General features: G+C 71.0%; 14 protein-coding genes. 9 read left to right on the plus strand and 5 right to left on the minus strand.

The window, feature by feature from the left end; translation table 11 throughout:
- Positions 1 to 7: 7 nt before the first annotated feature.
- Positions 8 to 2,815 (minus strand): valine--tRNA ligase, encoded by a 2,808-nt coding sequence (gene valS, locus JJJ15_RS10830; RefSeq protein ID WP_200510740.1) that lies wholly within the window; start codon positions 2,813 to 2,815, stop codon positions 8 to 10.
- A 177-nt stretch (positions 2,816 to 2,992) separates the two neighbouring features.
- On the opposite strand from valS, the gene JJJ15_RS10835 reads away from it, so the two are divergent.
- The 7 genes from JJJ15_RS10835 to JJJ15_RS10865 all read left to right on the plus strand — a co-directional run bounded on the left by JJJ15_RS10835 (position 2,993) and on the right by JJJ15_RS10865 (position 12,795).
- Positions 2,993 to 3,598: an MptD family putative ECF transporter S component gene (locus tag JJJ15_RS10835; protein ID WP_106108660.1), complete on the plus strand. Its 606-nt coding sequence runs from the start codon at positions 2,993 to 2,995 to the stop codon at positions 3,596 to 3,598.
- A gap of 4 nt (positions 3,599 to 3,602) precedes the next feature.
- Positions 3,603 to 4,328, plus strand: coding sequence for an energy-coupling factor transporter transmembrane component T (locus JJJ15_RS10840; RefSeq protein WP_246742041.1), 726 nt, complete (start codon positions 3,603 to 3,605; stop codon positions 4,326 to 4,328).
- Positions 4,325 to 5,800, plus strand: a complete 1,476-nt coding sequence (locus JJJ15_RS10845; protein WP_200510742.1) for an ABC transporter ATP-binding protein — start codon at positions 4,325 to 4,327, stop codon at positions 5,798 to 5,800. Before JJJ15_RS10840 ends, JJJ15_RS10845 begins: the two co-directional genes overlap by 4 nt.
- An 82-nt stretch (positions 5,801 to 5,882) precedes the next feature.
- Positions 5,883 to 6,560, plus strand: a complete 678-nt coding sequence (locus tag JJJ15_RS10850) for an ECF transporter S component (RefSeq protein ID WP_200510743.1) — start codon at positions 5,883 to 5,885, stop codon at positions 6,558 to 6,560.
- 61 nt (positions 6,561 to 6,621) lie between these two features.
- The gene (locus JJJ15_RS10855; protein WP_200512049.1) at positions 6,622 to 9,069 is read left to right on the plus strand and encodes an ATP-binding cassette domain-containing protein; all 2,448 of its coding nucleotides are present in this window, start codon (positions 6,622 to 6,624) and stop codon (positions 9,067 to 9,069) included.
- Between the two features lie 174 nt (positions 9,070 to 9,243).
- Positions 9,244 to 11,025 carry an ABC transporter ATP-binding protein gene (locus JJJ15_RS10860; RefSeq protein WP_246742282.1) on the plus strand — a complete coding sequence of 594 codons (1,782 nt, stop codon included), beginning with the start codon at positions 9,244 to 9,246 and terminating at the stop codon, positions 11,023 to 11,025.
- 3 nt (positions 11,026 to 11,028) lie between these two features.
- On the plus strand, positions 11,029 to 12,795 hold the full coding sequence (locus JJJ15_RS10865; RefSeq protein ID WP_200510745.1) for an ABC transporter ATP-binding protein: 1,767 nt from the start codon (positions 11,029 to 11,031) through the stop codon (positions 12,793 to 12,795).
- Positions 12,796 to 13,175: 380 nt separating this feature from the next.
- Here the strand turns inward: JJJ15_RS10865 and proC are convergent, their stop codons facing one another.
- Complete coding sequence (gene proC, locus JJJ15_RS10870; RefSeq protein ID WP_106108666.1) at positions 13,176 to 14,003, minus strand: pyrroline-5-carboxylate reductase; 828 nt, start codon at positions 14,001 to 14,003, stop codon at positions 13,176 to 13,178.
- A gap of 139 nt (positions 14,004 to 14,142) precedes the next feature.
- Here proC and JJJ15_RS10875 point away from each other — a divergent pair, with 139 nt between their 5' ends.
- Both JJJ15_RS10875 and JJJ15_RS10880 read left to right on the plus strand, forming a co-directional pair.
- Positions 14,143 to 15,855, plus strand: coding sequence for an alpha,alpha-phosphotrehalase (locus JJJ15_RS10875; RefSeq protein WP_200510746.1), 1,713 nt, complete (start codon positions 14,143 to 14,145; stop codon positions 15,853 to 15,855).
- Positions 15,856 to 15,947: 92 nt separating this feature from the next.
- Complete coding sequence (locus JJJ15_RS10880) at positions 15,948 to 18,008, plus strand: PTS glucose transporter subunit IIABC (RefSeq protein WP_106108668.1); 2,061 nt, start codon at positions 15,948 to 15,950, stop codon at positions 18,006 to 18,008.
- 57 nt (positions 18,009 to 18,065) lie between these two features.
- On the opposite strand, the gene JJJ15_RS10885 is transcribed toward JJJ15_RS10880, so the two are convergent.
- The 3 genes from JJJ15_RS10885 to JJJ15_RS10895 form a co-directional block, all read right to left on the minus strand.
- Positions 18,066 to 18,806 (minus strand): UTRA domain-containing protein, encoded by a 741-nt coding sequence (locus tag JJJ15_RS10885; protein WP_200510747.1) that lies wholly within the window; start codon positions 18,804 to 18,806, stop codon positions 18,066 to 18,068.
- A gap of 12 nt (positions 18,807 to 18,818) precedes the next feature.
- Entirely contained in the window at positions 18,819 to 20,732 is a 1,914-nt protein-coding gene (locus JJJ15_RS10890; protein WP_200510748.1) for a L,D-transpeptidase, read from the minus strand.
- 223 nt (positions 20,733 to 20,955) lie between these two features.
- A complete protein-coding gene (locus tag JJJ15_RS10895; protein WP_246742042.1) occupies positions 20,956 to 22,572 on the minus strand; it encodes a L,D-transpeptidase in 1,617 nt (538 codons plus the stop codon).
- Positions 22,573 to 22,615 lie beyond the last annotated feature (43 nt).

The raw sequence follows: 22,615 nt of genomic DNA on the forward strand, positions 1-22,615 counted from the left end.
GGGGAGGTCAGGCCTTCTTGCGCGCGGGGGCCTGGCCCAGCTCGACGGCGGTGACCACCGGTGCCGCTCCCGCCTCCGCCGTCGTGGAGACCTCGAAGCTGCCGGTGACCTTGGCGGCCTCGGTCAGGTCGGCGCGCACCGCCCCAACGGCCTCCTCGTACTCGGGGGCCACCACCAGGCGCACCGAGAGGATCGGCGTCCTCTGACTGGTCTTGGCCTCCGACTTGACCTTGCGCAGGGCCGCCAGGGCCGCCCCGGCGCGGGCCACCAGGGTGGCGTCGGCGTCGCCCGCGGCCGCTCGCAGGCCACCGGCCTCGGGCCAGGCGGAGCGGTGCACGCTGCCGGTGCGGTACCAGCTCCACACCTCCTCGGTGACAAAGGGCAGGAAGGGGGCCAGCAGGCGCACGAAGGTGTCCACCGCGATCGCCAGGGCGGCGCGCGCCGACCGCACCGCGGCGGCCTCGTGCGTGCCCCCGAGGTCGTTGGCCCGGTCCTTGACCAGCTCGATGTAGTCGTCGCAGAAGGTCCAGAAGAGGGACTCGGTGGCCTCCAGGGCGCGGGCGTGCTCAAAGCGCTCGAAGGCCGCGGTGGCGGTGGCCACCACGTCGGCCAGGGCCGCCAGGACCGCCCGGTCGATCGGCTCGGTGACCACCGAGGCGTCCAGGCAGGGGGCGGGTGCGGCGGCCCGGGCCTCCTCGTCGGCGTCCCAGGGGATCCCCATGGACAGGGCGAACTTCGAAGCGTTGAGCAGCTTGATCGCCAGGCGCCGGCCGACCTTGATCTGGGACTCCTCAAAGGCCGCGTCCAGGCCCAGGCGGGCCGAGGCCGCCCAGTAGCGCACCGCGTCCGAGCCGTACCTCTCCAGCAGGTCCATGGGCGTGACCACGTTGCCCTTGGACTTGGACATCTTCTTGTGGTCCGAGTCCAGGATCCACCCCGAGAGCCCGGCGTGGCGCCACGGCAGGGCGCCGAACTCCAGGTCCGCGCGCACCACCGAGGTGAACAGCCAGGTGCGGATAATGTCCTGGCCCTGGGGGCGCAGGTCCATGGGGTAGGTGCGGGTGAACAGGTCGTCGTCGGTCAGCCACCCGCAGGCCAGCTGGGGGGACAGGGAGGAGGTGGCCCAGGTGTCCATAATGTCGAGCTCGCCCACGAAGCCGCCGGGCACGCCCCTCTGGTCCTCGGTGTAGCCGGGCGGGGTGTCGGAGGAGGGGTCCACCGGCAGGGCGGACTCCTTAGGGGTGATAACGGCGTCGTAGTCGACCTCGCCGTCGTCGCCCACCCGGTACCACAGGGGGAAGGGCACGCCGAAGAAGCGCTGGCGGGAGATGAGCCAGTCGTTGTTCAGGCCCCCCACCCAGTTCTCGTAGCGCACGCGCATGAAGTCGGGGTGGAAGTCCAGCTCGCGGCCCCGGGCCAGCAGCTCGGCGCGCAGGTCGGCGCCGCTCGCCGGGTTGGTCCACTGCCTGCCGCCGTTGCGGATGTACCACTGGCGGGAGGTGACGATCTCCAGGGGCTTGTCGCCCTTCTCGAAGAAGTTCGTCTGGCGCGTCGTCGCCGTGGGCTCGCCGCGCATCTCACCGGTGGCGGCCAGCTCGGCCACCAGGGCCTTGCGGGCCGAGAAGGTGGTCTTGCCGGCCATGGCGGCGTAGGCCTCGCGGCCAGCCGGGGAGGTGATCCACTCCGGGGTCTCGGTCTCGATGCGCCCGTCCCTGCGCAGGACGGCCCGCAGCGGCAGGCCCAGGTCCCGCCACCAGTCAATGTCCGTGGTGTCCCCGAAGGTGCAGCACATGGCGATCCCGGCGCCCTTGTCCATCTCGGCGGCGGGGTGGGCCAGGACCGGGATCTCGACGCCGAAGACCGGGGAGGCCACCGTGGTGCCGAACAGGGGCTGGTAGCGCTCGTCGTCGGGGTGGGCCACTAGGGCCACGCAGGCGGGCAGCAGCTCGGGGCGGGTGGTCTCGATGCACACGTCCACGTCGTTCTCCACCGGGGCGCCCGCGGCCCGGGCGGCCGCGGCGGCGTCCGCGTCCACAATGTGGAAGGCCAGGCGGTGGTAGAAGCCCGGGTACTCCCGGGACTCCAGCTCGGCCTGGGCCACGGCGGTCTGGAAGGTGACGTCCCACAGGCCGGGGGCCTGGGCCTGGTAGGCCTCGCCACGGGCCAGGTTGCGCAGGAAGGCGGTCTGGGCCACCGTGCGGGCCCGCTTGCCGATGGTCTGGTAGGTGTGCGACCAGTCCACGCTCAGGCCCAGGCGGCGCCACAGGGCCTCGAACTGCCTCTCGTCCTCCACCGTCAGGCGCTCGCACAGCTCGACGAAGTTGCGCCGCGAGACCGGCACCTGGTCGCGGGCCTTGACGGACCTGCCCTCACCGCCGGCGAAGGGGGGGGTGAAGTCCGGGTCGTAGGGCAGGGAGGGGTCGCAGCGCACCCCGAAGTAGTTCTGCACCCGGCGCTCGGTGGGCAGGCCGTTGTCGTCCCAGCCCATGGGGTAGAAGACCGCCTTGCCGCGCATGCGCTGGAAGCGGGCCACGGTGTCGGTGTGGGTGTAGGAGAAGACGTGGCCCACGTGCAGGGAGCCGGAGACCGTGGGCGGCGGGGTGTCGATGGAGAAGACCTCGTGGCGCTTAGCGCCGCGGTCGAAGGCGTAGGTGCCCTCCTCCTCCCAGCGCCCTCCCCAGGTGGTCTCCAGGCCGTCGGCGGAGGCCCTGGCCGGGACGCGGGGGCTGTGGACCTGCGAGGGCAGGAGGAAGGGCGGGGTCGCGGCGTCGGCAGGGCTTCCGGACGCGGCCGAGGTGGCAGCAGGCTCAGACATGGGGCCGATTCTGTCACGGCTTCGTACATGAGCACGTCGGGCGGTCCCGGACCCCGGGGTCGCACTATGTGAGGTGGACTACGTCCTAGGAGCCGAAGACGGCGATAGGATAGACGCACCTAAGCTGTCCCTGAACCCGTGTTCCCTGGCGGGTCGTTACCGGAAAGGACTTGCGACGTGATCGTGGGCTCTGCCACACACAACCGTATTACCTCCCCACGTAACCTCATTAATGTCGGCGTCTTCACTGCGGTCTACTTCGTGGTCCTCTTCGCCGGCGGCATGCTCGGCATCCTCAACCCGGTCATGGTGCTCCTGGGGGCGCTGGCCGGGACCGTCGTCAACGCCATGGTCTGCATGCTCTACGTGGCCAAGACCCGGGCCCTGGGCGCCTACACCCTCCTGGGCCTGGTCATCGGCCTCCTCATGGTGGCCACCGGGCACGCCTGGGTCACCCCGATCCTGTCCACGGGGCTCGGCCTCCTGGCGGACCTCGTCACCCGGGCCGGCGGGTACACGAGGACCTCCACCAACGCCCTGGGGTTCGCGGTGTTCTCCGTGTGGTGCGTCGGGCCGGTCCTGCCCGTCCTGTGGGGCTCGGAGGAGTACTTCGCCGACATGGCCAGGCGTATGGGGCAGGACTACGCCGACACCTTCCGCGAGCTGGCCACGCCGGCCGTCATCGGCGGCTGGGTCGTGCTGGTGTTCCTGGTCGCCTTCGGCTGCGCGCTGGTGGGCGTGCGGGTCCTGCACAAGCACTTTGAGCGGGCCGGGGTCGCCTGAGACCGTGTCCGCTCTCCCCTCCGCCCTGGCCGTCCCCGCGACCGTACGGGTCGCGGCCGACCCCCGCAGCAAGTTCCTCCTGGTCCTGGTGGCCAATGTCATGCTCATGTCGGCGGGGTCGACCCGGGTGCTCTGGCTCGTCCTCGTGGTCGTCGTGGTCCTGGCGCTCCTGGACCTGCGGGTACGTGTCGCCGTGACCCTGGTGGCGGTCAACTCCCTGCTCTGGGTCCTCTCGGAGCTGCCCCGGGTGTGGCACCACGGGGCGGCCGTCGCGGTAGGCCTGCTGGTCTACTGGCTCCTGCGATTCGGGCTGTCCATCGCCCTGGGCACCTGGTTCGTGGCCACCACCCGCGTCAGCGAGCTGACCGCCGCCATGAACGCCATGAGGCTGCCCCGCTTCCTGACCATCCCCCTGGCCGTCCTCTTCCGCTTCCTGCCGGTGGTCATTGACGAGGCCCACGGCGTCGTGGAGGCCATGAGCCTGCGCGGCTACACCGGCTCCTACCTCTGGCGCCACCCCGTGGACGGCCTCGAGAAGCTCGTGGTCCCGGTCCTGACGGCCTGTGCCCGGACCGCCGACGAGCTCTCCGCCGCCGCCCTCATACGGGGCCTGGGCGTCAGCGCCCGCCCCACCGTGGTGAACCGGCCCCGCTTCCGGGTGGCCGACGCCGTCCTGGTCGCCCTGGTGGCGGGCCTCGTGGCCTACCGCTTCTGGGGGGTGTGGTCATGACCGTCAGCATTGACTCGGTCTCCTACGCCTACACCACCGGCGCGCAGGTGCTCACCGGCGTCTCCCTGGCCCCCGCGGCGGGCTCCCTGACGCTGGTGTGCGGTGCGTCCGGCTCGGGCAAGTCCACCCTGGTGCGCCTGGTCAACGGCCTCGTACCGCACTTCCACCACGGCCGGCGCGACGGCGAGGTCCTGGTGGAGGGGCGCGAGGTCGCCGACACCCCCATTGAGCAGATGGGGCGCGTGACGGCCACCGTCTTCCAGGACCCCGCCACCCAGTTCTTCACCACCACGGTGGCTGACGAGCTGGCCTTCGCGCCCCAGAACTACCAGGTCCCCGCCCAGGAGATCCGACGGCGTCGGCTCCGGGCCGTGGAGGAGCTCGGTATCGAGGACCTCCTGGGGCGCGACCTCAAGGGCCTGTCCGGGGGGCAGCTCCAGAAGGTCGCCTGCGCCCAGGCCCTGGTCCAGGACACCCCGGTCGTCCTGCTGGACGAGCCCACGTCCAACCTCGACCCCTGGGCCATTGAGGACGTGCGCGCCGCCGTGGCGCGCCTCAGGGAGCTGGGGCGCACCGTCGTCGTGGCCGAGCACCGCGTCTACTTCCTGGAGGGACTGGCCGACGAGGTCGTCCTCATGCAGGACGGTCGGGTCGCCAGGCGCATGAGCGGGGCCGAGTTCTACGCCATGGGCGAGGAGCGGCGCTCCCTGGGGCTGCGCACCCTGGAGCGTCCCGAGCTGCGCGTCCCGGTCACGCCGGTGGCGGCCCTGCGCGACGGCGGGCCCGGTGACGGCGGTACCGTGCCAGGTGCCGACGGTGCCGTACCGGGCACCGGGGCCGCGCCGGGCACCGGGGCCGCCGCCCGCCCCGCCGGCCCCGGGGAGGGACGGACCGGCGGCGCCCAGGGAGGTCAGGGCCTGCTCGTTGAGGACCTCGTGGTCGAGCGCGGTGGGCGCAGGATCCTGGACATCGCCTCCCTGCGCTTTCCCGCTGGCGCCATCACCGGCGTGACCGGGGTCAACGGCATTGGCAAGACCACCCTGGCCCGCGCCGTCTGCCGCCTCCAGCGCGCCCGCCGAGGGGCGCGCGTGACCCTGGACGGCCAGGAGCTCAGGCACGGACAGGCCTTCCTGGTCATGCAGGACGTCCACCGCCAGCTCTTTGCCGAGTCCGTCTCCCAGGAGGCCAGCGCCCCCCAGCTGGAGCGCCTGGACCTGGCCGGCCTGGCCGAGCGCCACCCCCTGTCCCTGAGCGGGGGACAGAAGCAGCGGCTCGTCATCGCCACCGCCGTGGACCAGGACGCCCGCGTCATCGTCCTCGACGAGCCCACCTCCGGGGTGGACTACCGCCACCTGCTGACCATTGCCGCTGAGCTACGGTCCCTGGCCGATGAGGGGCGCGTGGTGGTGGTGATCAGCCACGACATCGAGTTCCTCAACGAGTGCGCCGACCACGTCATTGAGATCACCTAAACTTTGAATGATAATCATTTGCATATAGTATGGCGGTACGACCGCCCCAGCCACGACCCAGCAGTTCAGGAGGACAAGGAAGATGAGCAGCAGCACCCCGGCAACGGAGCGGCCCGACGTCGTACAGGCACAGCAGGCCGGGCCGCCCGACCCGGACTCGCAGGAGCGCCCCGTCATACGCTCCTCTGCCCGCAGCGGCCTGGCCGACTCGGCCCTGGGCACCCGCAACCTCATGACGCTGGCCGCGCTGTCGGTGGTGTCCATGATCCTCCTGATACCCCTGAACTACCTCGCCCCGGCAGCAGGCGCCGCCCCCGACGTCGTGCTGACGGGCTGCGCGATCATGGGCCTGTGGGTGATCCCCTACCTGCTGCCCGCCACCGTGGTGCGCAGGCCCGGAGCCGTCCTCATCGCCGCCGCCATTATGGGCATTATCAGCGCCTTCGTTACGCCGTCCGGCCCGGGTGCGGTACTCGGCAACGTCCTGGGCGGGCTCTTTATCGAGATCCCCCTGGCCCTGATGCTCTACCGCAAGTGGACCTGGTGGTCCTTCCTCATCTCAGCGGCCACCTTCGGATTCATCAACAGCCTCCTCTACATCGGCATGCTCAAGGTCGCCACCGGTGCCGCCTACCCGGTCCTGGCCAGCGCGGTCGCCGTGGCCTCCGCACTGGTCGGCGGCGGTATCACCATCCTGCTCACCCACCTGCTCAACCGTGCCGGCGTCGGCATCGACCACCGGGCCAAGGGCCGTGCCTGACGGCGCCTCGTCCACGGCTCCCTGCGCGAGCGCGGCACCAGGCGGCCAGGCCCCCAGCCTGGTGGAGGTGGAGGGCCTGAGCGTCCACTACCTGGGGTACGAGGACTGGGTGCTGGACTCAGTGGACCTGACCCACCTGCACGGGCAGGTCACCGCCGTCATCGGGCCCTCCGGCTGCGGGAAGACCACCCTGGTGCGCGCCCTGTGCGGGCTCGTCCCGCACTGCCTGCCCTCGGAGTACGCCGGCAGCCTGCGCCTGGCCGGGACCGAGGTCGCTGACGCCACCGTCAGCTTCCTGGCCACGCACGTCGCCTACGTGGGGCAGAACCCCGACGCCTCCGTGGTCACCCGCACCGTCCACGACGACGTCGCCTTCCCCCTGCAGAACCTGTGCCTGCCCCGCAGCGAGATCACGGCCCGCGTGGAGGAGTCGCTGCGCACCGTGGGGCTGCTGGGGCGCGTCTGGGACGACCCGTGGCAGCTCTCGGGAGGGCAGCGCCAGCGCCTGGCGGTGGCCGTGGCCCTGGCCATGCGCCCGCAGCTGCTGGTCCTGGACGAGCCCACCAGCGTCATCGACGCCACCGGACGGGACGGGTTCTACCGGCTCGTCTCCGCCATGGCCGAGGAGGGCACGGGAGTGATCGTCATCGACCACGACCTGGATCCCGTGCTGCCGGTCGTCGACCAGGTCCTGGCGCTGGACGCCCGGGGCCGCACTATCGCCCTGGGCACGCCGCGCGAGGTCTTCACGGGGCACCGTCAGGAGCTCGAGGACGTCGGGGTGTGGATGCCCCGGGCCCTGCGGCGCGTCCCGCGGCCGACGGACGCCGAGCCGCCGCTGACCTGCGCGGAGGCGGGCATCACCCTGCCGGTGCTCGCCGACCTGTGCTCGCCCGACGGCGTGCGCTACCTGGAGAGGGGCGAGGACGGCTGGCACGAGACGGCGGCCATAGACACCGTCGCCCCCACCGCGCGGCCTGTCGGCGCCGGCGCTGACGGCGGTGCCAGCGGCGGCGCCAGCGCCCCTGATGGTGGTGCCCCTGACGGTGGCGCCCCCGACGGTGGCACCGGCGGCGGGACGGGGGAGGGTACCGGGGCGCCGGGACGCGACGGGGCGCGCGTGGAGCTCGTCGACATGGAGGTCCCCGGGCGCTCCCCGGCCGTCTCGATGAGGCTGGGGGGCGGTGAGCTGGTGGCGCTGGTGGGCCCCAACGGGGCGGGCAAGTCCTCCCTCCTGTCCGCCCTGGCCGGGCTGGTCCCCCTGACCGCCACCCGGGCGCGCGTGCACGGCAGGCAGGTGCGGCGCGGCAGGCACCTGGTGGGCTACGTCTTCCAGAACCCCGAGCACCAGTTCGTGGCCACCACGGTCCGCAAGGAGCTCGAGGTCGGCGGCACCCCGGCCGGGCGTGTCGACCAGCTCCTGGAGCAGTTCCACCTGACGTCGCACGCCGACCAGCACCCGCTCACGCTCTCCGGGGGCCAGGCGCGCAGGCTCTCGGTGGCCACCATGGTCAGCGAGGACCGCGACGTCATCGTCCTGGACGAGCCCACCTACGGGCAGGACCGGGCCAACACCGTCGAGCTCATGGGGTTCATCGAGCAGCTGCGCGCCCAGGGCCGCACCGTCATTATGGCCACCCACGACCTGGAGCTGGCCCAGGAGCACTGCACCCACGTCGTCGCCCTGCCGCAGCCCGCCGGGGCCGGGCGTGCGGGGGACCCCGTGCGGCCCGCCGGCGGGGACCCGGGTGCGCCAGCGGCAGGTGGCGTGGCGGTGCCGCCCAGGCCGCAGCCGCGCCGGGGCCTGCTGACCGGGCTCAACCCCCTGACCCTGTTCGTCGCCGTCGTCCCTGTCATTGTCATGCTCTTCGCCCTGAAGGACCACCGGGTCAACCTGGCGGTCCTGGTGACGGCGAGCGTCCTCATGACCGCCGCACGGGCCCCGCGCACCCGCACACTCGTCTCGGTCCTGGGCTCCTGGGCCGTCACGGGGCTCATGCTGTGGATCTTCGGCAACGGGCTCCGCTCCGGCCCCGAGACGCAGGTCTACGACATGGGCAGCGCCGTGGCCGCCGGGACCGGGATCGGGGCCATGGTCTCCCTGGTGCTGCTCTCCGGTATCTCCACCGACGCCGAGGCCCTTATCCGCACGCTGACGGCCACCTTCCGCATGCCCTACCGGATCGGGTCCGCGGGGACGGCGGCCACCGCCTTTATCGCCCGGTTCCACGGGGACCTCACCGTGCTGCGCACGGCCCGCGCCCTGCGAGGTGTCGGCCGTGCCTGGGGGCCGGCGGCCCCGGTGGTGCGCTGGACGGGCTCGATCCTGCCGCTAATGATCCTGGCGATCCAGCACGCTGAACGTGTGGCCCTGTCCATGGACTCGCGCGCCTTCGGGGCGCACAGGGGGCGCACCGAGCTGAGGGACGAGCCCTGGCGCCGGCGCGACTGGGCCGTGGTGGCCTGCACCTGGCTGGTCACCGCGATCACGTGGAGGACCGTGGGATGAGGGCTCCTACGCCCTCTTGAGGACACTGAGACGGAACGGCAAAGGAACGGAAAAGGAGAGTCGACCATGCCAGCAGCTACAGGACGACCACAGGAGTCCCCCGGGGCGGGCTCGCCGGGTGAGGGGACCAGGACGGTCACCGTCAGCGACCTCATTAGGCCGGCGCGGGGGGCGATGATCCTCTCCGGCGTCCTGACCGCCGTCGGGGCGGTGCTGTCCATCGTGCCCTTCGTGGCCCTGCGGAACCTGGCCGCCATCTGGCTGAGGGAGTCGGACGCCCAGGGGCTCGCGGCCCGGCCCTGGACGTGGGCGGTGGTCGCCGTCGGGTCGCTCTTCGTCGCCCAGCTGCTCTACCTCACGGGCCTGGGCGTCACCCACCTGGCCGAGGCCAGGCTGCGCCACCACCTGCGGGTCCGTGTGGTGGAGGCCCTCAGCCGCCTGCCGCTGGGGCGCGTGGCCGCCATCCCCCACGGCACCATACGCAAGATGGTGTGCGACGACACCACCGCTATCCACACCCTCGTGGCCCACATGCCCGGGGACACCACCAACGCCGTGGTCATGGCCCTGGCGGGGACGGCCTACCTGCTGTGGACCGACTGGGCGCTGACCCTGGCCCTGCTGGGGGTGTGGCTCCTGGCCCTGGCCGCCGTCATGCCCGCCATGCGCGGCCTGAGCGGTATCACCGACCGCTTCGGGAAGGCGCAGACGGACCTGGCCGCCGCCACCGTCGAGATGATCGAGGGTATTAAGGAGGTCAAGGGCTTCCAGGCCACCGACCTGAGCCGTACCCGCTTCAACGCCGCTCGGAGGCACTTCTCCGACATCTCCTACGAGTGGGTCACGAGCTCGGGGCGGCCCATGAGCCTCATGGCGGCGGTGCTGCGCCCGGCCACCGTGTTCGCCACCGTGGCGCCCCTGGCGGTGCTCTTCGTGTGGCAGGGCTGGACCCAGCTGTCCGCCACCCTGCCCTTCTTCCTGGTGGCCCTGGGGCTGCCCGAGGGCATGGTCACGTTCATCAACCTCATGCAGCACGCCTACGAGTCGCGTATGGCAGCCCAGGACACCGCCGAGCTGCTCTCCCAGGCGCCCATGCCCGAGGGCGGCTTCGACGCCGACGACGGCCCCGCCCCGGGGAGGGTGGAGGTGGATGACGTCACCTTCTCCTACGAGCCCGGCTCCCCGGTGCTCAAGGGCGTGTCCCTCACGGCCGAGCCCGGCACCGTCACCGCCCTGGTGGGCCCCTCCGGGGGCGGGAAGTCCACCCTGGCCCGTCTCATTGCCCGCTTCTACGACGTCGACGCCGGCGCCGTGCGCGTCTCCGGCGTCGACGTGCGCGAGGCCACCTTCCCCTGGCTGTTCTCCCGGGTGGCGATCGTGCTGCAGGACGTGGCCCTGTCCCACGACACCGTGCACGACAACATCGCCCTGGGCCGGCCCGGGGCCACCCGCGAGCAGGTGGAGGCGGCGGCCCGGGCCGCCTGCGTCCACGAGCGCATTACGCGCCTGCCCCACGGCTACGACACGGTCCTGGGCGAGGCGGGCGGGTTCCTCTCCGGGGGCGAGCGCCAGCGGGTCACCCTGGCCCGCGCCTACCTCCAGGACGCCCCCGTCCTGGTCCTGGACGAGGCCACCGCCCAGGCCGACCCCGCCTCCGAGCGCGACATCCACCAGGCCCTGTCCCGCCTGGCGGCCGGACGCACCGTCATTATCATCGCCCACCGCCTGTCCACCGTGCGCGACGCCGACCAGATCCTCGTCATTGACGACGGACGGGTGGCCGAGCGCGGCCGCCACGAGGAGCTCCTGGCTGCGGACGGCCGCTACGCCGCCATGTGGCGCAGCCAGGACCTGGGCCCGGCGTCGCCCGGTAGCCCCGCCCCGGCTCCCGCCCCCGTCACGGCGCCTGCGCGCCCCCGCCCCACCCGTCCCGACACCGCCCCGCAGGAGGACTGAAGTATGTGGAAGATGCTGCTGCGCCTGGTAGACGCCCGCCAGATGCGGGTCCTTACCGCCTGGTTCGTGACCTCCGCCGTGCTCCAGGGCGTCACCCTGGCCCTCATGATCCCCTTCCTGCGGGCCCTGTACTCCGGCTCCGGCGTGGGCCCCTGGCTCGCGGTGGTGGTGGTCCTGGGGGTGGTCACCCTGGTGGTGGACACCACCGCCATGTACCGCTCCTACCGGGTCAGCGTCTACGAGGTCTGTGACACCATGATCGACCGGGTGGCCGAGCACGTCCTGACCCTGCCCCTGGGGTGGTTCACCCCCGCGCGGGAGGCCGCCGTGGTCAACGCCACCTCCAAGGAGGTCAACACCCTCTCCCACCTGGCCTCCATCGTCATCCCCAACCTGTGCAACGCCTTTATCGTGCCGCTGGTCATGCTGGTGGCCACCGCCTTCGTCGAGTGGCCCCTGGCCCTGATCATGGCGCTCACGATCATCCCCCTGCTGCTCATCTGGCGGCTCATGGGCACTGCGACCACCCGTGCCAACGAGCTGGAGGACACCGCCTCCGCCGCGGCCGCCGGCCGCTTGGTGGAGTTCGCCCGCCTCCAGCCGGTGCTGCGCGCCACCGGCGTCACCCGTACCGGGTGGGAGCCGGTGCGGACCACCCTGGAGGAGGACTCCCGGGCCACCCTGACCGGCCTGCGTGTCAAGGGGCGCCCGGGCCAGCTCTTCAACCTGGTCGTCAACGTCTCCTTCGCCCTGGTCCTGGCCCTGGGCATGTCGCGCGTGAGCGGCCACCGGCTCGACGTCGTCGCCTACCTGGCGATTATGGCCGTGACCGCCCGCATGCTGCTGCCCCTGACCAAGGCCGCGCTGTTCGCCTCCGAGGCCGACAACGCCAAGGTCGCCCTGAGCTCCATGAGCAGCCTGCTGGACGCCCAGCCCCTGCCCGACCCCGCTCCCGGGACCGAGGCCCGCCCCGAGGGCACCGGCATCACCCTGTCCGGGGTCTCCTTCTCCTACGACCCGGGCCGCCCCGTCCTGGCCGACGTCTCCCTGAGCGCCCCGCAGGGCCGTGTCACCGCCCTGGTGGGGCCCTCGGGGGCCGGCAAGTCCACGGTCCTGCGCCTGGCCGCCCGCTTCTGGGACGTCGACGGCGGGGCGGTGACCATTGGCGGGGCGGACGTGCGCACCCTGGGCGCCACCCAGGTCATGGCCCTGACCTCCATGGTCTTCCAGGACGTCTACCTGTTCGACACCACCATCCGCGAGAACCTGCGCATAGCCAGGCCCGAGGCCACCGACGCCGAGCTGGCCGAGGCGGCCCGACGGGCCCGGCTGGACCGGGTCATTAGCGCGCTGCCACACGGGTGGGACACGAACGTGGGCCCCGGGGGGCTGAGCCTGTCCGGGGGCGAGCGCCAGAGGGTCTCCATCGCCCGCGCCTTCGTGAAGGACGCCCCCGTCCTCCTGCTCGACGAGATCACCTCGGCCCTGGACGGCGAGAACGAGTCCGCCATTACCGAGGTCGTCCGCGAGCTCTCCCGGGGCCGCACCGTGCTGGTGGTGGCGCACCGCCTGTCCACGGTCCGCCAGGCCGACGAGGTCGTCTTCCTGGAGCCGGGCCCGGACGGGGCCCGGGTGGCCCAGCGCGGCACGCCCCAGGAGCTGGCCGAGACGCCCGGGCCCTTCCGGGACTTCGTCGAGGCCTCCCAGGACTCCTCACGCTGGCAGCTGGTGCACGCACCGGGCCAGCCACGCCCCGGCACCTCCCGCTAGGCCCGCCCACCCTCCCGCCCTCCGTGAGAACGGTACTTATTGCTCGCGAGAACGGTACTTGTTCGCGCTGAGAACGGTACTTGTTCTTCGTGAGAACGGGAGGGCTGCCGGGTACCTGTCGAGTCCGCCGCGACCGACGTCGTGCACGCCGGTCTCCGGGTGGCCCCCCCGGTACCCGCTGGCCGTGGGAACGGGGGGACGCAGCGCCGTCGGCGGCGTCCTGCCTGGTACCCGCTGGCCGTGGCCCCGTGGTGGACTCCGCCCACCGGTTGAGGCCTGCCCCCGGTACCCGCTGGCCGTGGGAACGGGGGCGTGGGCGCCGGGCTCGCGTCAGGCGCCGGGCGTCTCAGGTGCTGGGCGTCTCAGGTGCTGGGCTCGCGTCAGGCGCCGAGCTCGCGGTCCCGTGCCACGGTGGCCTGGACGGCGCGGATGAGGGCGTCGGAGAACCCGGCCCGCTCCAGGGCCACCAGCCCCGCCACCGTGGTCCCCCCGGGGGAGCACACCGAGTCCACCAGGTCGGCCGGGCTCCGCCCCGACCCGGTGGAGGCCCGTCGGTCCGCCTCCGCCTGGACCATGAGGGCCGTGCCCAGGACGGCCTGGGTGACGATCTCCACCGCCTGGGCCTTGGGCATCCCCTCCAGGAGCCCTCCCCGGGCGAGCGCCTCGATGAGGGTCAGCACGAACGCGGGGGAGGAGCTGGCCAGGGACACGAAGGCGGGGAGGTCCCTCTCCTCCAGGACCACGGTGCGTCCCACCAGGTCCGTAAGGGCGCGGACCTGCTCCACGTCCCGCGCCTCAGCCCGGCTCCCGGCGGTCAGGGCGGTCATGGACTGACCCACGGCGGCCGCCATATTGGGCATGGCCCGGACCACCCGCGTACCCGTCGGCAGCAGGGCCTCCAGGCGCGCCGTGGACAGCCCGGCGGCGAGGGAGACGACCAGCGGCTGGTGGGAGGCGACGGCGTCGTGCACCTGCGCGGCCACGACGGGGACCACGTGCGGCTTGACCGCCAGGACCACCACGGCGCTGGTGGACACCAGCTCGGGGCCGCTGGCGGCCAGGCGCACGCCGACCTCCTGGGCCAGCGTCGCGGCGGAGGAGCGGGCGCTGGTGACAGCGAGGTCACAGGGGGGTATGCCCGCCGCCACGGCGCCGCGCACGATCGCGCCCGCCATGTTGCCGGCTCCGATGAATCCGTAGGTCGTCATGAGCGGAGCCTAGCCGCTCCCCGGTGCGCGGGAGGCTACCTCCTCACAGCGATATATGATTCATCACACAATAATATGTGTATACAAGCTCGCCCTCGGCGGGCATCCTTGTGTGCACAAGCTGTTGAGAGGATGTCTCATGCCTGCCAGCCCCGCGACCCGCCCCTTCCGGTCCAGCGTCGTCTACCAGATCTATCCCAAGTCCTTCCGCGACTCCACGGGGAACGGGGTGGGCGACCTGCGCGGCGTCATCGAGAAGGTCCCCTACATTGCCTCCCTGGGGGTGGACCACGTCTGGTTCAACCCCTTCTTCCCCTCACCGGGCCGGGACAACGGCTACGACATCTCCGACTACCGCGCCATCGACCCCGCCATGGGCACCATGGAGGACTTCGACGAGCTCGTCGCCGCGCTCGCGGAGAAGGGGATCGGCGTCATCCTGGACATGGTCCTCAACCACACCTCCACCGCCCACGAGTGGTTCCAGCGCGCCCTGGCGGGCGACCCCGTCTACCAGGACTACTACATCCTGCGCCCCGCCAAGGAGGATGGGAGCCTGCCCACCAACTGGGTCTCGAAGTTCGGCGGCCCGGCCTGGGAGCGCTTCGGGGACACCGACCACTACTACCTTCACCTCTTCGACCGCACCCAGGCCGACCTCAACTGGCACAACCCCGCCGTGCGCGCCCAGGCCGCCGGGATCGTCAACTTCTGGCGCGAGCGGGGGGTGCGCGGCTTCCGGTTCGACGTCATCAACCTCATTGGCAAGGACGAGGAGCTGCGTGACGCCCCCCCGGGCACCGACGACCGTGCCATGTACACCGACGGCCCCCTGGTCCACGACTACCTGCGTGAGCTCGCCGCCGCCAGCTTCGGGGCCGACGAGGCCGGTATCACCGTGGGGGAGATGTCGTCGACCACCATCGAGGCCTGCGTGGGCTACTCGCGCCCCGAGAACCACGAGCTGAGCATGGTCTTCAGCTTCCACCACCTCAAGGTGGACTACGACCAGGGACGCAAGTGGACCGACGTCCCCGCCGACCTGCCCGCCCTCAAGCGGATCCTCAGTGACTGGGCCCTGGGCATGCAGGAGGGGGGTGGGTGGAACGCCCTGTTCTGGAACAACCACGACCAGCCCCGGGCCGTTAACCGCTTCGGTGACCCTGGGCGCTACCGCGCCGAGTCCGCCACCATGCTGGCCACCGCCGTCCACCTGCTGCGGGGTACCCCCTACGTCTACATGGGCGAGGAGATCGGTATGACCGACCCCGCCTACACCTCCATCGAGGACTACGTGGACGTCGAGGCGCGCAACGCCTACGCCGAGCTCCTCGCCGAGGGCCGGACCCCGCAGGAGGCCTTCCGGATCGTGCACCGCAAGGCCCGGGACAACTCCCGCACCCCCATGGCCTGGGACGCCAGCGCCACCGCGGGCTTCACCACCGGTACCCCCTGGCTGCGCCCCACCGGCCAGGAGGCCGTCAACGTCGAGCGCGAGGAGCGCGAGGGCTCGATCCTGCCCTACTACCGCAAGCTGATCAGCCTGCGTCACGAGCTGCCCCTCATTGCCGAGGGCGCCTACGCCCCCTGGGAGCAGGACAACCCCGACGTCCTGGCCTACACGCGCACCCACGAGGGCGACCGGCTCCTGGTCCTGTGCAACCTGCGGGGCACCGACAGTGAGGTCACCCTGCCTGAGGGCCTTGAGACGGCCGAGGTCCTCATTGCCAACCACGCCGACGCCGACGCCTGGGTCGCCGCACACCGCGCCGTCCGTCCGCGCCCCAGCGCCCTGCCGCTGCGCCCCTACGAGGCCATTGCCCTGCTGGAGCGAGCCGAGCCTGCCGCCTGACGCCTTAGGCAGGGCGCGGGAGCGGCCCCGTACCGCCAGCCCACCGCCACCTTCCTTCCTGACTGATGTACCCCCTCCCCGAAAGGACCAGCATGACCACCGCACCTGAGCGGCAGGTACGCCTCGCGGCGCCTGTCTCCGGGACCACGATCCCGCTCGCGGACATCCCCGATCCCGTCTTCTCCTCCGGGGCCGTCGGCGACGGCTTCGGCGTCGAGCCCGACGCCGGCCAGGTGGTGGCGCCCGTTGACGGCACCGTCACGCTCGTGGCCGCCACCGGGCACGCCATCGGGCTCAAGACCGACTCCGGCCTGGAGGTCCTGCTCCACCTCGGGGTGGACACCGTGGAGCTCAAGGGAGCGCCCTTCAGGATGACCGTGAGCGCCGGCGACCGCGTGCGCAGCGGCCAGCCCCTGGGCACCATGGACCTCAAGGCGGTCACCGCCGCGGGCAAGGCCACCACCGCCATCGTGGTCCTGACCAACAGCACCACCCACCTCGCCGGGCTCGAGGTCACCCCCGGGCACGTCGCAGCGGGCGGACCCGCCGCCACCGCGACCCTGAAGGACACCAGCACCGAGCCTGCCGCCGAGGCCGTCGCGACGACGGGACGCACCGACGGGCGGACCGGCTTCGACGCCACCGCCGCGGACATTATCGCCGGGGTCGGCGGGGCGGACAACGTAGCCAGCGTCATCCACTGCATCACCCGGGTGCGCTTCTACCTCAAGGACGCCTCCCTGGCCAATGACGACGTCGTGTCCAACCTGGACGGCGTCATTGACGTCGCCAAGGCCGGCGGGCAGTACCAGGTGGTCATCGGCGCCGACGTCGTGGACGTCTACGACGCCATTGTCAGCCAGCTTCCCGCAGGCGCCGCCGGGGACGCCGACGAGGCCGCCGAGCCCGTGGAGCGGCCCACCACCCCCCTGGGCTGGGTCAAGTACGGCTTCTCCTCCCTCATCGGCGTCATCACCGGCTCCATGATCCCGGTGATCGGCGTCCTGGCTGCCTCCGGTATCCTCAAGGGCATCCTGGCGCTCCTCACCCAGTTCAAGGTCGTGGAGAGCGCCAGTGACACCTACCAGATCATCTCGGCCATGGCCGACTCGATGTTCTACTTCCTGCCCATTATCATCGGCTTCACCGCCGCCAAGCGCCTGGGCTCCGACCCCATTATCGTGGCCATTATCGGCGGCGTGCTCGCCTACCCCTCGCTCGCGCACATGTCGAACCCGGAGTACATCGTCAAGTCCGGCGATGACCCTGCGGGGTTCACGGCGCCTTACCACATCGTCAGGCAGATCGGCAACACGATCTTCAACACCGACTTCTTTGGTATCCCGGTCTCCCTGCCGCAGACCAACGCCTACGCCTACTCGATCTTCCCCATTATCGTGGCCGCCTGGCTGGCTGCCAGGATCGAGCCCTGGCTCAAGATGTGGATCCCGGCGGTCATCCGTTCCATCTTCGCGCCGCTGCTGGAGATCTTCATTGTCTCCACCCTGGTCCTGGTGGTCTTCGGCCCCATTGTCATGGCCATCTCCGGGGCCATCGCCACCGGGGTGACGGCTGTTCTTAAGCTGAGCTACCCCGTGGCCGGGCTCATTATCGGCGGGTTCTACCAGTGCCTGGTCATCTTCGGCCTGCACTGGGCGGTCATCCCGATTATCTCCCAGCAGATCGCCGACCCCGGCTACTCCCCGCTCAACGCCATCGTCTCGGCCACCATGATCGCCCAGGGCGGCGGCGCCCTGGCGGTGTGGATCAAGACCCGCAACCGCCGTATCAAGCGTATGGCCGGGCCAGCCACCATCTCCGCCATGTGCGGTGTCACCGAGCCCGCCATGTACGGCCTCAACCTCAAGTACGGCCGCATCTTCCTGACCGCCTCTATCGGCGGCGCCGTGGGAGGGCTCATCACCGGCCTGTTCAACGTCAATATGTGGGGCTTCACCGGCGCCTTCGTGGGCTTCCCCTCGTTCGTGAACCCCAAGGGTATTGACAGCTCCTTCACGGGCTTCTGGATCGCCTCCTTCGCGGCCCTGGTGGTGGCGTTCCTGTGCACCTACTTCTTCGGCTTCTCCGAGTCCGACCTCGAGGGCGGCAAGGAGGTCAAGAAGGTGCGTCTGGGCAAGCGTGAGCCCAACTAGCCAGACCGTCCCCTGAGGGTATGTGGCGGGGCGTGAGCACCAGCTCTCGCCCCGCCACTACCTCTGCCTGCGTGGTGCCGGCATCCGCTTGGCAGTGGCCTGGAAGGAGAAGTCCACGGGGGAGTGCCTTGAGACCGTGTACTCAAAGAGGGTCCCGGAGGAGTCGAAGGTCGAGGAGGTCACCACCGCCACGCAGTCCATACCCGCCAGGTGGATGAACTGACGGTCCTCAGGCGTGGCGCGCTCCACCATAATCGTGCGGGACGCGCTCGCCACGACCACCTTGAGGTCCTCCTCCAGATAGGAGTAGATGGAGGACTCCACCACCTGACGGGTCAGGCCCGGTACCACCACGGTCAGGAAGCAGCTGGTGTCCACAATGAGGGGCACGTTGTCCAGCAGCCGCAGGCGCCTGACCACGGTAATGTCCGCCCCCCGGGCCATACCGGAGCGCTCGGCGAGCGCGGCGTCCACCCGGGTGCGCTCCAGGGAGATGAGGTGGGTGGCCAGGTCCAGGTGGTTGCGGCGGGCCGCCTCACGCATGGACTCAATGCCGCCGATGAGGAAGGTGGAGGTCTGACGCCTCCGGTGGATCACCAGGACCCCGCGCCCCTGCATCGCCTGGATATAGCCCTCACCGGCCAGGAGCGTGAGCGCCTTGCGCACCGTGTTGCGGGTGCACCCGAACTCCGCCGCCAGCTGGTTCTCACTGGGCAGCAGCGACTGGAAGGGGTAGGCCCCCGTCTCAATGCGCTCCTGCAGCGTGGCGAAGATGTGGTGGTACTTGGCCTGCGGCACAGGGTCCTCTTATCAGTAGTGAGAGACCACCGGGGTCCCGATCTCGTCCCAGTCGTAGAACCACTTGGCTTCGCTGACCGGCAGGTTGATGCACCCGTGGGAGCCGCCCGGGCCCGACCACCCGAAGGTGTGCTGCCAGGGGGCGCCGTGGAGGGCGTAGGACTCGTGCCAGTAGGACACCCAGGGCACGCCCCTGGCGCAGTAGGGCCAGCCGGGTGTGCAGCCCATGTCCTGGGCAGCGTACTTGAGGTACACCGCGTAGGTGCCGGTGACCGTGGGGTGGTCGGGCGACCCCGGCACCATGGGTACCGGGCCGTGGACGACGCTGGAGCCCTCGTAGGCGGTCGTGGTGGCCTTGGACAGGTCGATGTCGATCCACTTCTCCCCGGGTGCCGCCGGGTAGGCCAGGTCCTGGGCGCCGTAGTCAATGAGCTTGTCCTGCCAGGCCGCGGTGTCGGTAGCCGTCTCCAGGGTGCCGGAGTAGTCGGTACCGGCCTCCAGGGCCGCCGCCGCGGCAGTGGCCAGCGCCTCCGCATTGGAGACGTGGCGCCCGTCCTGGGCCTGGACGGGTACTGCGGCCACGTTCCCGGAAGGGTCCACGTAGCGCTTGCCCGTGACCGAGTCCACGTTCAGGAAGGCGGCCTTGGTACGGATCCAGCTCTCCACCTCGGAGACGTCCACCGACAGGGTGGGGGCGGTGTGGGGGTGGGAGGTGGTGACCACCCAGGAGGCCTTGGTGGGCAGGTCGGCGGTCAGGGAGGCCTCCTCGGGCCCGGTGAGGGTCACGGAGTGGGCCACCATGCTGTTGGCGCTCCGGGCGACGGCCGCCGCCATCTCGTCGGTGACCTCCGGGGTGACGGTCGCCAGTGACAGGCTCACCTTGGTGCCCGACAGGGTGGAGGCCGCGGTGTCCACCGCCGTCTGGAGGGCCTGGGTGTCCAGTCCGACGCCCTCGCTGCCGGGGACCACCTCGAAGGTCTCCCCGTCATCGGCCAGGGCCAGGTCCGCGTTACGGGCCCTGGTACGGCCCTCGGGCACCAGGGACTGGGCGTAGTCGGCCGTGACCATGGGGTCGGTGGCGGTCACGACGTCGATTGACGTGGGGCTGACCAGCGCGGTCAGGCGGTGGAGGACCGAGCTGCTCGGGGCGATGGCGGCCTGTGCCGTGGCCTCGGCGTCGACCGTGGTACCCAGCTGGGCCAGGCTCGCCGTGGCCGAGACGTCGCCGGTCACGGAGACGGTGACCGACTCCGCCCGACTGCGCACCAGGGTGGCGATCTCCTCACGGCTCATTCCCGAGACGTCGATCCCGGCCACCGTGGTGTGCGGGGCGGCGACGTCGGCGTAGTAGCTCGCGTACGCGTAGCCTCCGGCCCCGATCCCCAGGAGCAGGGCGGCCGCCGAGGCCCACAGGATCCGACGCCGGGGCGCACGGAGGAGGCCGAGGAGACCGGAGTGGCGGTCTGGTCCTGCTTCCGGCTCTGCCTGGGCTGGTGGCTCTGACGGGGCGGGCTCGTCCTGAGTTGGTGGCTCTGACGGGGCGGGCTCGTCCTGGGTTGGTGACTCCGCCTGGTCGGGGCGCTCCGTCTGGGTGGACGGCTCCGATGAGTCGGGCTCTGCCTGGGCAGGTGGCTCCGCCTGGGCGGGCTCGTTCTGAGCGGGTGGCTCTGACGGGTCAGGCTCGTCCTGGGTGGGTGGCTCCGTCTGGTCAGACTGCTCCGCCGGGTCAGGCTCGTCCTGGGTGGGTGGCTCCGTCTGGTCAGACTGCTCCGGCGAGTCGGGGCCCTGGTCAGGCTGCTCCGCCTGGGCAGGTGGTTCCGCCTGGTCGGGGTGCTCGTCCTGTGGTGCGCTGGCCTCGGCCACCGGGTCCTCGGGGGTGGCGACCGAGTCCTGCGGACAAAGAAGTGGGGTGGAAACGTCGTCCATGCCGCATCAGGCTCCTTGCAGAGAAGTGGGGAAGGGGGCGTGAGACATACTAATTCACTGGGGAGACGTCTAGGGACCAGGATCTGGTACCAGAACTCTCCCCCTGATGTGGCGTCCGGCGCAGAGCGGCAGGTCAGTCGGCAATCGAGATAAGACCGTGAGAAAAACGTGACGGGACCGTGATATACGATCGCGGTCCCGTCATGTCCAGGCGGCAGGAGGCTCAGTAGTGGGAGACCACGGTGGTGCCGATCGTGGCCCAGTCGTAGATCCACTTGGCCTCGCCCACCGGCATATTGAGGCAGCCGTGGGAGCCGGAGAAGCCGAAGCTGGAGCGCGACGGGGCGCCGTGGAGGGCGTAGCCCTCGTAGAAGTAGCTGATCCAGGGGATGCCCTCGGCCTCGTAGGGGGTGCCGTCCGCGTTCTGCCCACGCATGGTCTGCGTGGCGTTCTGGAGGTAGATGTGGTACGTGCCGGTCACCGTGGGGGTCTCCGGGGCGCCGTCCACGATGGACACGGGGCCACGCACGACGGTGGCCCCCTCGTAGGCGGTGACCGTCTTGTTCGAGAGGTTGATGTCGATCCACTTCTCGCCCACGGCGGCCGGGTAGACCAGGTTCTCCGCGCCGTCGGCGATCTTCCGCTCCTCCCAGGTGGCCTCGATCGTCTTGGTGGTGAAGGAGCCGGTGTATGCCTTACCCGAGCCCAGGGCGTTGGTAATGGCCGAGGCCACGTCCGCGGAGTTGGACACGGTGGTGCCGTCCTTGGCCTCCACGGCGGTGGCGACCACCTCCCCGCGGGAGTTGACGTTGCGCTGGCCCTTGACCGGCTCGGCATTGACCTCGTCGGCCTGCTCGTTTACCCACGTGGTCACCTTGGCGTTGTCCACGCCCAGGGTCGGGGGGTTGTCGCCGCTCTGGGAGACCGTGATCCAGGAGGCCTTGGTGGAGGCGTCAGCGGTGAAGGACTCCTCCTCGGTCTTCTTCTGGTCCCCGGAGCCGGTCGTGGTGGTGGCGGTGATGGTCACGTCCTGGGACACCCAGGAGTTCGCTTTGTCCGCGACCGCCTGGGCGTCGGCGTCGGAGACCTTCGGGGGGGCCGTGACGAAGCTGACGGACACGTCCGTGGAGGTCAGGGAGGTGGCGGCCTGCTCGGCCGCGGTACGCAACGTGGAGGCGTCAATGCTCACGCCCTCGGAGCCAGGGCTGACCTCAAAGGTCTCGTCGTCCTCGCCCAGGGTCACCCCGGCGTTGTGGGCCGCCGTCTTGTCGGAGGGGATGAGGGAGCTGGCGTAGGTGGCAGCGGTGTCCTCCTGGGTGGTGGTAGCCACCGTCACTGGGTGGTCGGAGAACAGGCCGACCAGGCGGGAGCCGAAGGAGGCACTGGGCTTCAGGGCGGCGTCAGCCACTGCCTCGGCGTCCACTGTGACGCCGAGATCCGTCAGGGAGGCGGTGGCGGTGGCGTCGCCGGAGACCTTCACGGTCACGGCGTCGGCCTTGGAGTTGACCAGGTCGACGATCTGCTGACGGTTCATGCCCGACACGTCCGTCCCGGCCACCGTGGTACCTGGTAGGGCCAGGTCGGAGTAGTGCGAGGCGTAGGCGTAGCCGCCCACAGCGGCAGTGCCCAGGAGCAGGAGGGCCGCCGCCGCGGTCCACAGCGGCCAGCGACGACGCCGGTCCCGGGCAGGGGCTGGAGCAGGGTGGTAGGACGCCTCGGGGCCGGGGGTGGGGACGACCTCGGGAGGGACGGGGGGCGGGGGCGTCACGACGTCGTCCTGGGGGCCCGCCTCGTCAGCGGTTGGAGCGGTCGGGGCGCTGGTGAGCGCGTTGAACTGCACGGAGATCCTTGATCCGGGTGGGCACGTCGTACAGGGGACGGCG

It is taken from the genome of Actinomyces sp. HMT897, assembly GCF_016626125.1.
Lineage (GTDB): Bacteria > Actinomycetota > Actinomycetes > Actinomycetales > Actinomycetaceae > Actinomyces.

Excerpts from the sequence above, each read along its gene's own strand:
- valS (WP_200510740.1), bottom strand. The coding sequence starts at position 2,815 with ATGTCTGAGCCTGCTGCCACCTCGGCCGCGTCCGGAAGCCCTGCCGAC.
- JJJ15_RS10845 (WP_200510742.1), top strand. The coding sequence starts at position 4,325 with ATGACCGTCAGCATTGACTCGGTCTCCTACGCCTACACCACCGGCGCG.
- JJJ15_RS10850 (WP_200510743.1), top strand. The coding sequence starts at position 5,883 with ATGAGCAGCAGCACCCCGGCAACGGAGCGGCCCGACGTCGTACAGGCA.
- JJJ15_RS10860 (WP_246742282.1), top strand. The coding sequence starts at position 9,244 with ATGATCCTCTCCGGCGTCCTGACCGCCGTCGGGGCGGTGCTGTCCATC.
- JJJ15_RS10865 (WP_200510745.1), top strand. The coding sequence starts at position 11,029 with ATGTGGAAGATGCTGCTGCGCCTGGTAGACGCCCGCCAGATGCGGGTC.
- proC (WP_106108666.1), bottom strand. The coding sequence starts at position 14,003 with ATGACGACCTACGGATTCATCGGAGCCGGCAACATGGCGGGCGCGATC.
- JJJ15_RS10875 (WP_200510746.1), top strand. The coding sequence starts at position 14,143 with ATGCCTGCCAGCCCCGCGACCCGCCCCTTCCGGTCCAGCGTCGTCTAC.
- JJJ15_RS10880 (WP_106108668.1), top strand. The coding sequence starts at position 15,948 with ATGACCACCGCACCTGAGCGGCAGGTACGCCTCGCGGCGCCTGTCTCC.
- JJJ15_RS10890 (WP_200510748.1), bottom strand. The coding sequence starts at position 20,732 with ATGGACGACGTTTCCACCCCACTTCTTTGTCCGCAGGACTCGGTCGCC.